Source organism: Nonomuraea sp. NPDC005730 (assembly GCF_040630865.1).
Classification (GTDB): Bacteria; Actinomycetota; Actinomycetes; order Streptosporangiales; family Streptosporangiaceae; genus Nonomuraea.
This window is the reverse complement of record NZ_JBEXYK010000007.1, coordinates 22,940-33,176: the sequence shown is the minus strand read 5'-3', so window position 1 is coordinate 33,176 and position 10,237 is coordinate 22,940. Positions and strand designations below refer to the sequence as shown.

The following is a 10,237-nucleotide window of genomic DNA, read 5'->3' as shown; positions in this document are numbered from 1 at the left end:
AGCCCGCCGCTGCGCCCGTGACCGCGCCGACCATGAGCAGGCGGCTCTTCCTGGGACGCACCACCGCGGCGGTGGCCGGGGTCGGCGCGCTCGGCACGGTCGGTTACGGCATGACCAGCGCCCTGGGCGACCCGGTGCTGGAGCCGGTGCGGGTCCGGCTGCCCAAGCTCGACCCGAGGCTGAACGGCCTGCGCTTCGCCGTGGTGAGCGACATCCACCTGGGCCCGCTCACGGGCGTCGGCCACACCGAGCGCATCGTCAGGATGATCAACGGCCTCCGTCCCGACGTGGTGGCCATCGTGGGCGACCTGGTGGACGGGTCCGTGGCCCAGTTGGGTGCCCTCGCCAAGCCGCTCAAAAGCCTTGAGTCCCGCTACGGGGCATATTTCGTGACCGGTAATCACGAGTACTACACCCAGAACGGCCCCCAGGAATGGATCGAGGAGCTGGACCAGCTCGGCGTTCGCTCGTTGCGTAACGAGCGCGTGGAGATCAGCCACCAGGGCGCCGTACTGGACCTGGCCGGGGTGAACGACCTCAACGGCGAGGCCGTGGGCGACGGGCCCGACTTCGCCAAGGCGCTCGGCGGACGGACGCCTGGGCGGTCCACCGTGCTGCTCGCGCACCAGCCCGTACAGGTGGACCAGGCGGCCGGCTTCGGCGTCGACCTGCAGTTGTCGGGGCACACGCACGGCGGGCAGATCGCGCCGTTCAACCTGGTGGTGGGCCTGCAGCAGCCCGTCGTGTCGGGCCTGGCCACGATCGACGGCGTGCAGGTGTACGTCACCAGGGGCGCGGGGTTCTGGGGGCCGCCGGTACGGGTCGGCGCGCCGCCGGAGATCACTATGCTTGAGCTGCGCTCCTGACTTTGCGCGACGCGGTCGCCACATGGTGTCATCTTGGCGTAGTATCCGACCGGATACTCGCAGGAGGTGAGCATGGTGTCCTCCCCGGCCGAAGGGGCGTTGCGCCAGGCGGCTTCGCTCGCGCCCGACGTCGCCTTCTGGGCCAGGCGCGGCGGGCTGCTGTTCAGGCAGGCGCGCCACGCGGCGAGCATGAACCAGAAGGCGCTGGCCAGCAGGAGCGGCACCTCGCGGACCACGCTGTCGGCCTACGAGCACGGCAGGAAGTCGCCCACGCTGGAGACGGCCGGGCGCATCCTCGACGCGGCCGGGTTCCGGCTGGCCCTTGAGCCCAAGGTCGAGTTCGCCGTGAAGTCGGCGGGCGGGCGCAGCTTCCACGTCCCGAGCCGCTTGAGCCGGCTGCCGGTGGCGGCGGCGCTGGGCGTCCTGCGGTTCGGCGGCCGGGTCTACGACCTGGCCGACCGCGGCCAGCGCCGGGCGGCCTACTCGGCGCTGCTGAGCGAGGGCGGCCCCGCCGACCTGCTCGACCACGTCGACGGCGCGCTGCTCGTCGAGCTCTGGGGCGAGCTGGCCCTGCCGGCCGCCGTCCGTGCCGCCTGGTTCCCTCTGGTGGAGGAGATCAGGCAAGAGGCCGGAGTAATGAATTGACGATGTTTTCGGTGGCATATTCCACACGGGTAACCTGCACGCCGACCCGCGAACGTAATACCCTCAGCCACGGACAAGCGGGTAATTCCGCGTTGTCTCCTGACTTCCCATGTCCGGCCGACACCTGGATACGCTGAAAACATGACTGCCCCTAGACGCGCTGCACATGTGCTGGCCCATGCGCCGTTCCGCCGGCTCTGGACGGCCATGTCGGTGTGCAGTCTGGGCGACTGGCTCAACATCCTGGCCCTGACCGCCCTCGCCGGAAACCTCAACCAGGGCGACTACCGCATGCAGTCGCTGGCCGTGGGCGGCGTGTTCATCGCCAAGATGTTGCCCGCGGTGCTGCTCGGGCCGCTGGCCGGGGTGTTCGCCGACCGGTTCGACCGGCGGCTGACCATGTTCACCGCGGACCTGGCCAGGTTCGCGGTCGTGTTGTCGATCCCCGTCATCGGCACCTACCAGTGGGTGATCGTCGCGACCGTCCTGGTCGAGTGCGTCAACCTGTTCTGGGTCCCGGCCAAGGACGCCACGGTGCCCAACCTGGTGCCCAAGGACCAGCTCGAATCCGCCAACCGGCTCAACCTGCTGGTCACCTACGGCAGCGCGCCGATCGCGGCCCTGCTGTTCGCCGCGCTGTCCCTGGTCGGCGACATGGGGCGCAGCGTCCTGCCGCTGCTGAACGGCATGGACCCGACCGCTCCGGCGCTGATCGTCAACTCCCTGGCCTACCTGGTGTCGGCCTTCCTGATCTTCACGTTGCGCGGCATCCCCAAGCGCGACGGCGCGATCTCGACGCCCTCGGTGCTCAAGCAGGTCGTCGAGGGCTGGCGATTCGTGGGCGGCAACCGGCTCGTGCGCGGCCTGATCATCGGCATGCTCGGCGCGTTCGCCGCGGGTGGGGCCGTGGTCGGCGTGGCGAAGATCTACGTGGTGGCCCTCGGCGGCGGCGACGCGGCCTACGGCGTCGTGTTCGGCGCGGTCTTCGTCGGCATGGCGCTGGGCATGTTCGTCGGCCTCAGGCTGCTGCACGGGTTGTCGCGGCGGCGGCTGTTCGGCCTGGCCATCACCGTGGCCGGGGTGGTGCTCGTGGCCATCGCGCTGATCCACAACCTGCCGATCGTGGTCATGCTGACCGTGCTGCTCGGGGCGTGCGCGGGCATCGCGTGGATCATCGGCTACACCCTGATCGGGCTGGAGGTCGAAGACGCGCTGCGCGGGCGCACGTTCTCGTTCCTGCAGTCCACGGCGCGGGTCACCCTGCTGCTCGTGGTGGCGGTGGCCAACCCGCTGGCGGCGCTCTTCGGCGCCCACCAGCTCGGCCTCGGCACCATCGCCTACCGCTTCGACGGCACCAACCTGGTGCTGGTCATCGGCGGCGGGCTCGCGATGGCCGTCGGGATCCTGGCGCTGCGCCACATGGACGACAGGCAGGGCGTCTCGCTGTCGGCCGACCTGATCGCGGCGGTGCGCGGCGAGCGTTATCCCGCCGAGCCGGCCGAGCACGTGCCTGGGCTGTTCATGGCGTTCGAGGGCGGCGAGGGCTCGGGCAAGACGACCCAGTCGCGGCTGATCGCCATCTGGCTGCGCGACCAGGGCTACGACGTGGTCCAGACACGGGAGCCCGGCTCAACCAAGATCGGCATGCGGTTGCGGGCCATCCTGCTCGACGCGGCCGAGCGAGGTCTGTCGGCCCGTTCGGAGGCCCTGCTCTACGCGGCCGACCGGGCCGAGCACGTCGAGAAGGTGATCCGCCCGGCGCTTTATCGGGGCTCGCTGGTGATCAGCGACCGCTACGTCGACTCGTCACTGGCCTACCAGGGCGCCGGCCGGGCGCTCGATCCCGAGGACGTGTCCAAGATCAACGCTTGGGCGACGGGCGGCCTCGTGCCGCATCTGACCGTGCTCATCGACACGCCGCCCGAAGTGGGGCTGACCCGGCTGGGCGGGGCGGCCGACCGCATCGAGTCCGAGCCCTTGGAGTTCCACCAGCGGGTGCGCAAGGAGTTCCGCGCGCTGGCCGCCGCCGATCCCGGCCGCTACCTCGTGGTCGACGGCACGATGCCGCCCGAGGTGCTGACCCGCCAGATCCAGGACCGCATCCGCGAGATCCTGCCCGACCCGGTGCCCCGGGAGTCGGAAGACGCCACGGGCACGATGCCCGCCATCCGCGACTAGCCTTACGCCGTGACAGTTTTCGATGACCTCGTCGGGCAGGACCAGGCGATCTCCGTGCTGTCGCGGGCCGCTGCGGCGGCCGGCGAGGCCGTCAAGGGCGGTCGCGGCGCCGGCATGACGCACGCCTGGCTGTTCACCGGCCCGCCTGGCTCGGGCCGGGAGCAGGCCGCGCGTGCCTTCGCCGCCGCGCTGCTGTGCCCCGACGCCGGTTGCGGCCACTGCGACCAGTGCCACCAGGTGCTGATCGGCTCCCACCCCGACCTGGAGTCCGTACGTCCTGAGGGGCTGTCCTACAGCGTCAAGCAGACCCGCGAGCTCATCCTGCGGGCCGCGGGCGCCCCCACCCAGGGCCGCTGGCGGGTCATCCTGTTCGAAGACGCCGACCGCGCCACGGAGTCGGCGGCCAACGCCCTGCTCAAGGCCATCGAGGAGCCGCCGCCGCGCACGGTCTGGCTGCTGTGCGCGCCGGCTCCCGACGACCTCATGATCACCATCAGGTCGCGCTGCCGCCAGGTCACGCTGACCACGCCGTCCACCGAGGCCGTCGCGCACGTGCTGGCCACGCGCGACAGCGTGCCGTGGGAGACCGCCGCCTTCGCCGCGCGGGCCGCGCAGGGGCACATCAGCAGGGCGCGGTCACTGGCCCTCGACGAGGGCGCCCGTCACCGGCGGGAGGCCGTGCTCGGCATCCCGCGCTCGCTGACCGGGGTGGGCGAGTGCGTGTCCGCCGCCGAACGCCTGGTCAAGACGGCCGAGGAAGAGGCCGCGGCGGCCACGGCCGCGCTCAACGAGAACGAGACGGCCGAGCTGCGCAAGCTCTACGGCGAGGGGTCCACGGGCAAGGGGCTCAACCGGGGGCTGGTGCGCGGCGGGGCGGGCGCGCTCAAGGAGCTGGAGGACCGGCAGAAGTCCCGGGCCACCCGCATCAAACGGGATTCGCTCGACGCCGCGCTGCTGGAGCTGGTGTCGTTCTACCGCGACGTGCTGGCCATGCAGTTCGGGGCGGGGGTGGAGCTGGCCAACGACGACATCCGGTTCGATCTCGACCAGCTCGCCAGGTCGTCCACGCCGGAGGAGACGCTGCGGCGGATCGACGCGATCATGCGGTGCCGGGAGCGGCTGGGGGCCAACGTCAATCCGCAGATGGCGGTGGAGGCGATGATGTTGTCGCTGCGCGGGGCGGCCTGAGCCGACCCCGGCCACAGCCTGTGGTGGCTGCTCGGGCTGCTCGGGGCTTCGCCTGGGGTGGCTTGCCGCAGGGGCCTGGCTGCGGCGGCCTGCGGTAGGGGTGGCGTCGAGCCCGGCGATTAGGCACTTGTTGAGCCGACCTGAGCGAGGTTGCCGGTGCTCCGCCTGCTGGGTGGCTCGATGCGGGGCCGGTGGTGCCGTCGTTGTGCTGGTGGCGGTGTGCGGGGTTCGGCGCCGTCCGAGGGGTGACCTGGTGGGAGACGCTGTGCGGACGGTGTGCGGCTTCCGCCTTCTCGCTTTTCAGGAGAGCGAAAAGATAGCTGGGTGACCGGAGCAGCAAGTGAGCCCGCGAAGCGTCTCTGTAGCGTGGAAGTCGAACTGCTCTCCCAACAACAGGCCCTGGCGCGGCAACGGGTCGATGTGGCATCGATCTTCGCCGAGCATCATGTGGGCCTCGTGCGGCTCGCCCTGATCATGGTCGGCGATCAGGCCACCGCCGAAGACGTCGTACAGGAGGCGTTCGCACGTACGCACGCCGGCCGGGCCCGCCTGCGCGATGCCGACAAGGCGCTGGCCTACGTGCGTTCCGCCGTGCTCAACGGGTGCCGGTCCGTCCTGCGCAGACGGGCGACGGTGTTCCGGCGGGCGGTGCCCTACGAGCCGCCGGTCTGGTCGGCGGAGAGCGCCGCGCTGCTGGGCGAGGAGCGGCGCGAGGTGCTGCTCGCCCTGCGCGAGCTGCCGCGCAGGCAGCGTGAGGCGCTGACCCTGCGCTACTACTTCGACCTGTCCGACCAGGAGGTCGCCGCGACCATGGGCGTCAACGCGAGCACGGCCAGGTCCACGATCGCGCGAGGGCTCGCCGCCCTCGGCCGGGCGCTTGGAGAGGAATCATGAACAGCCCGATGGAGGACAGACTTCGTGCCGCGCTCGTCGAGGCCGGTGCGACCGTGGACACCGGCGCGCTCAAGCCGCTGCGCACGCCCGAGCGGCGCCGGAGCCGGGTGGATCTCCGGCTGGTGAGCGCGGCCGTGGCGGTGGTGCTCGCGGGGGCGACGACCGCCGTCTGGCTGGGGGTTCGGGGAGACGAGCACGTGGTGACGCTGGCCGCCCCCACCGATGGGCAGGCCGCTTCAGAGTTGACGATCTATCTCTGTTCGAGGTCGGCCAGTGGGAAGGTGCCGTCCTGCAAGGGGCAGGACGTCACGCTTGAGCAGGCAAAGTCGATCGAGGCGGCGGCAAAGGAGGTGCCCGGCGTCGTCTCGGTTACGTTCCTGGACCGAGAGGCGGTCTTCGCCGCTTTCCGACAGGAATTCGCGCACAATCAGCAGGTGCTCGACGCGGTGACAGCCGACGACCTGCGTGCATCGTTCCGGCTGCGACTTGAGCCCGGCACGAATCCGATGAAGGCGAAGCAGGCGCTCGCCCGGCTCCCCGGGATCGAGGACATCGACCTGGTGCCCACTGCTGTCCGGCCATCCGAAACTCAGATCACTGTCCTCCTCTGCGACGACGGCTCGGCGCAGCCCACATGCGGTGCCGAACGCGCATCGGACGGCGAGCAGGTCATCAAGGAGGGGAAGAGGATCACGGCGAGACAGAAGGACAGGGTCGTCGCGCTGCTGAAGGCGTCCAAGCAGGTGAAGTCCTTCTTCTTCGAGAACCAGACGTCGGCGTACGCGGACTTCAAGCGCGCCTTTGGCGGCAACAAGACCCTGGTCGCCGCGACCAGGGTCGAAGACATGCCGGAGTCGTACCGTTTGAGCATGAGGTCGGAGCTCGACGACTGGAGTGAGCTGGTCAAGACCTTGAGACAACAACGGGGCGTCGCATCCGTCGCCGTACGGCGTTGCCCGATCGAGAACCTGGCCCTGAGCCGCTACCGGGTCAGCCTGCCGAAGGACAAGTGGTGCCGGGAGAGTGGCTGATCCAAGATCGGGCTCGGTGCCCCTCACGTTCACCGGGCGGACACACGTAGTGTGGCAACGGAAGGCCGTAACAACCCCCGAGGCCGTCAGGGAGGCGAGCTCGAGCCCATGGGAATGATCATGGCCGTGAGCTTCACACGCTACGGCAGGCTCTACTACCTCGATCCGGGCGGGCACACCTTCAAGGTCGGCGACAAGGTGCTGGTGCCGACCGACTCGGGCCCCGAGGTGGCGGAGTGTGTGTGGGCGCCGCAGTACACGAGCGAGGACATCGACGGTCTGCCCGTGTGCGAGGGGCCGGCGGGCGAGGAACACCTCTCGCGTGACGAGTCCAACAAACGCCGCAGGGCCGAGGCCCGCAGCGTGTCCAAGAAGCTGATCAGACGACACACGCTGCCGATGAAGGTCGTCGGCATCGACTATCTCGACCAGGACAACGTCTACACCGTCTACTTCTCGGCCCCTCACCGGGTCGACTTCCGGGCCCTGGTCCGCGACCTGGCCCGTAACCTGCGGGCCAGGGTCGAGCTGCGGCAGATCGGCCCCAGGGACGAGGCGCGGCTGCAGGGCGGCATCGGTCCCTGCGGCCGTGACCTGTGCTGCGCCACGTTCCTGAAGGATTTCGAGCCCGTGTCCGTGCGCATGGCCAAAGACCAGGACCTGCCGGTCAACCCGTTGCGCATCGCGGGGGCTTGTGGGCGGCTCATGTGCTGCCTGAAGTACGAGCACCCCTTGTACGTCGAGAGCCGGAACAGAATGCCTCGCGCGGGAAGCCGGGTGAGCACGCCTCAGGGCGATGGGGTCGTGACCGGGCACAACGTCCCCGCCGACACGGTGACGGTGCGCCTGGACGACGGTGGAAGGCGTTGTGCATGCCCTTCCGCGTCGGTGTGTTCGCCACGTATCCAGCACGACACGATGTATGGCAGCCGGGAGGAATCGCTCGACCACAAGCCTTCCGGTGGCGAGGACGTCTAGACACTCATCCCGCTCTGGTGCTCATGGGCGGCCGGTAACAGGCTGACTGCCTTCCCGAAGGCACGGGTGGCTGTGTGGGGGCTACAGCGCGAGAGGCATGGCTGTGGTGCTCCGTTCGAGCCCTCGTGCGGCCCCCGGGCGCATTGATGAGGCTCACTGTGGCGGGCCGGGCCGGGCCGGGCCGGGCCGGGCCGGGCCGGAACGGGTCGGGGCAAGGCAGGGGCGAAGGCTGGGCGGATGGCTGGCTCCCGCATCCCAGGCGGACCCGGAAGCTGACGCCTCAGATAGGCCCCGGAAGGCGGCGCTTCGGACGGGCTGCTGTGGGCTGATGCCTCGCTGGTTGTTCGAGGCTGGCGCCGCTGGCCGGGTTTACTGCGGGTCGGTGTCTCGGGTGCGTGTCGGAGGGGTGGCGTTTCGCGTGGGCTTCGTGGCTGGTGCTTCGGGCGGGGGCCTGCGGCGGGCTGCTCAGGTCGGGAGTGTTGTGGGCTGACGCCTCGATGGGGCTGCAGCGAGTTGGTGCCTCGGATGGGGTGTCGGAGGGTCGTGCTCGTGGGCGGGGTCCGTGGGCCAGCGGCTTGCGCGAGGGCTGCGGGAGGCCGCTCGAACGGGACTGTTGTCAGCTGGCGCGTCGCTGGGCTGTTCGGGGCTGGCCCACCGGTAGGGCTGCAGCGAATTGGTGCCTCTGGCCGGGCTGGGGGGCGATGCCTCAGGTGGGTGCCGGGGGGTCGTGCTCGTTGGCGGGGTCCGTGGGCTGGTGCTTTGTGCAGGGAGTGCGGGAGGCGGCTCAGGCGGGGCTGTTGTCAGCTGGCGCGTCGCTGGGCTGTTCGAGGCTGGCCCGCCGGTGGAACTGCAGCTAGTTGGTGCATCCGGCCGGCTGATGCGGGTGGGTGTCGGAAGGTGTGTTCTCGGGTGGGGCTGTTGTGGGGTGGTGTGGGCTGGGGGTTTGGTGTGGTTCGCCGTTGCAAGGGGGGCGAGGTGGTGGACAAGCCGGTCGGGTGGTAGATGCAGGGCTGGAGCGGCTGGTCGTCGTACGTTGGGTGCGTCACTTCCAGGTATGACGCAGTTCGGGCCGCAGGCTTCATGCGACGAACGCGCGGAGGGCTGAGGTCCGTGCGCCCGGATTGAGGGTCGGACTCGTCGTCCTCTGCGGTCTCGTCGTTCACCGTGGTCATCGGAGGTGGGATCTAGATCTCTGGAGAGTCATGAAGAAGCCGGTGCAGTCGAGCGACGGCGGGCCCGCAGTGCAGGTGATGCTTTCACCTGCCAACGTCTGGCGTGCCGGGCTTGCCATGGCGGCCGTCGTCGCGGTGGCGTTCTTCGTCCGGTTCGTGATCACGGACGCGGGTGCGCTGATCGCCATGCTGGTGATGGCGTGGTTCCTCTCTCTGGCCATGGAGCCCGCCGTGCGGCGCATGTCGCGGCACATGCGCCGGGGCAGAGCGACGTTGCTGGTGATGACGCTGTTCATCCTGGCTTTCGTGATCTTCATGATCCTGTTCGGCAGCATGTTCGTGCAGCAGGTCGCGGTGCTGCTGAAGGCTCTGCCCGAAGTGATCGCCGGCGTCGTCGAGTGGGTCAACGCCCGTCTCGGCACCCGTTATGAGATCTCCGACATTCTCAAGTCCATCAAACTCACCCCGCAGCAGGCGGCCGAGTACGCGCAGGGCGCGCTCGGCGGGGTGCTGGGTCTGCTGGGCACGGTGACCGGAACGCTGTTCAACCTGTTCACCCTGGCACTGCTGACGTTCTACTTCTCGGCCGACGGGCCCAGGCTGCGCCGGTGGCTCGCGCAGTTGCTGCCCGGACGGCTCCAGCAGGTCTTCATCAGCGTCTGGGACGTCTCCACGATCAAGACCGGTGGATACGTCTCCTCCCGGCTCATCCTGGCCGCGATCAACGGCACGGCGTCGGCCCTGGTGTTCCGGCTGCTGGACATGCCCTCCTGGCTGGCGCTCGGAGCATGGACGGGGCTGGTCGCCCAGCTCGTGCCCACCATCGGCACCTACATCTCCATTGCCCTGCCGGTGGTGGTGGGACTGGTCTCGTCACGTCCCTGGGTCGGTCTGGCGGCGCTGGCCTGGGGCATCGTGTACCAGCAGGTGGAGAACCTGACGCTGGAGCCGAAGATCAGCTCGCGGGCGGTGGACATCCATCCCGGGGTGTCCTTCGCCGCCGTGATCGCGGGGGCGTCGCTGTTCGGTGCGATGGGCGCGCTGCTGGCCATCCCCATCGTGGCCATGCTGCTGTCGCTGATCGACACGTTCGCCACCCGTCAGGAGCTGCGCGAGGCCATGGCCGCCGAATCGGCGCCGCCGAAGGGCGGAGGCGGAGGAGCGTCTTCGAAGGGCGGCCCAGGCTCGCCGCCGCCGAAGTGACGTGGACCACGCGGACGATCGTTCTGGCAGCGGTGTCGAGCGGAGGCCGATCGGGGCCGTCCGGCCGGTGTCACGTGCGACG

At 69.8% G+C, this 10,237-nt stretch carries 8 protein-coding genes; all 8 read left to right on the top strand.

All coding sequences use genetic code 11. The features are described 5' to 3' along the window. On the top strand, positions 1 to 866 hold an 866-nt coding region (locus ABZ444_RS12155; protein WP_357994982.1), incomplete at its 5' end, for a metallophosphoesterase. Positions 867 to 938: 72 nt separating this feature from the next. Next, positions 939 to 1,511 (top strand): helix-turn-helix transcriptional regulator, encoded by a 573-nt coding sequence (locus ABZ444_RS12150; RefSeq protein WP_357994981.1) that lies wholly within the window; start codon positions 939 to 941, stop codon positions 1,509 to 1,511. 141 nt (positions 1,512 to 1,652) lie between these two features. Continuing rightward, a complete protein-coding gene (gene tmk, locus ABZ444_RS12145) occupies positions 1,653 to 3,689 on the top strand; it encodes a dTMP kinase (RefSeq protein ID WP_357994980.1) in 2,037 nt (678 codons plus the stop codon). A gap of 9 nt (positions 3,690 to 3,698) precedes the next feature. Beyond that, a complete protein-coding gene (locus ABZ444_RS12140) occupies positions 3,699 to 4,877 on the top strand; it encodes a DNA polymerase III subunit delta' (protein WP_357973568.1) in 1,179 nt (392 codons plus the stop codon). Between the two features lie 420 nt (positions 4,878 to 5,297). After that, on the top strand, positions 5,298 to 5,771 hold the full coding sequence (locus tag ABZ444_RS12135; protein WP_357994979.1) for a SigE family RNA polymerase sigma factor: 474 nt from the start codon (positions 5,298 to 5,300) through the stop codon (positions 5,769 to 5,771). Further along, a complete protein-coding gene (locus ABZ444_RS12130) occupies positions 5,768 to 6,802 on the top strand; it encodes a permease-like cell division protein FtsX (RefSeq protein WP_357994978.1) in 1,035 nt (344 codons plus the stop codon). The genes ABZ444_RS12135 and ABZ444_RS12130 overlap by 4 nt, the downstream gene beginning before the upstream one ends. 114 nt (positions 6,803 to 6,916) lie before the next feature. Next, positions 6,917 to 7,780 (top strand): regulatory iron-sulfur-containing complex subunit RicT, encoded by an 864-nt coding sequence (ricT, locus tag ABZ444_RS12125; RefSeq protein ID WP_357995250.1) that lies wholly within the window; start codon positions 6,917 to 6,919, stop codon positions 7,778 to 7,780. 1,202 nt (positions 7,781 to 8,982) lie between these two features. After that, on the top strand, positions 8,983 to 10,155 hold the full coding sequence (locus tag ABZ444_RS12120; protein WP_357994977.1) for an AI-2E family transporter: 1,173 nt from the start codon (positions 8,983 to 8,985) through the stop codon (positions 10,153 to 10,155). The last annotated feature ends 82 nt before the right edge of the window (positions 10,156 to 10,237 follow it).

Excerpts from the sequence above, each read along its gene's own strand:
- ABZ444_RS12150 (WP_357994981.1), top strand. The coding sequence starts at position 939 with ATGGTGTCCTCCCCGGCCGAAGGGGCGTTGCGCCAGGCGGCTTCGCTC.
- tmk (WP_357994980.1), top strand. The coding sequence starts at position 1,653 with ATGACTGCCCCTAGACGCGCTGCACATGTGCTGGCCCATGCGCCGTTC.
- ABZ444_RS12130 (WP_357994978.1), top strand. The coding sequence starts at position 5,768 with ATGAACAGCCCGATGGAGGACAGACTTCGTGCCGCGCTCGTCGAGGCC.
- ricT (WP_357995250.1), top strand. The coding sequence starts at position 6,917 with ATGATCATGGCCGTGAGCTTCACACGCTACGGCAGGCTCTACTACCTC.
- ABZ444_RS12120 (WP_357994977.1), top strand. The coding sequence starts at position 8,983 with ATGAAGAAGCCGGTGCAGTCGAGCGACGGCGGGCCCGCAGTGCAGGTG.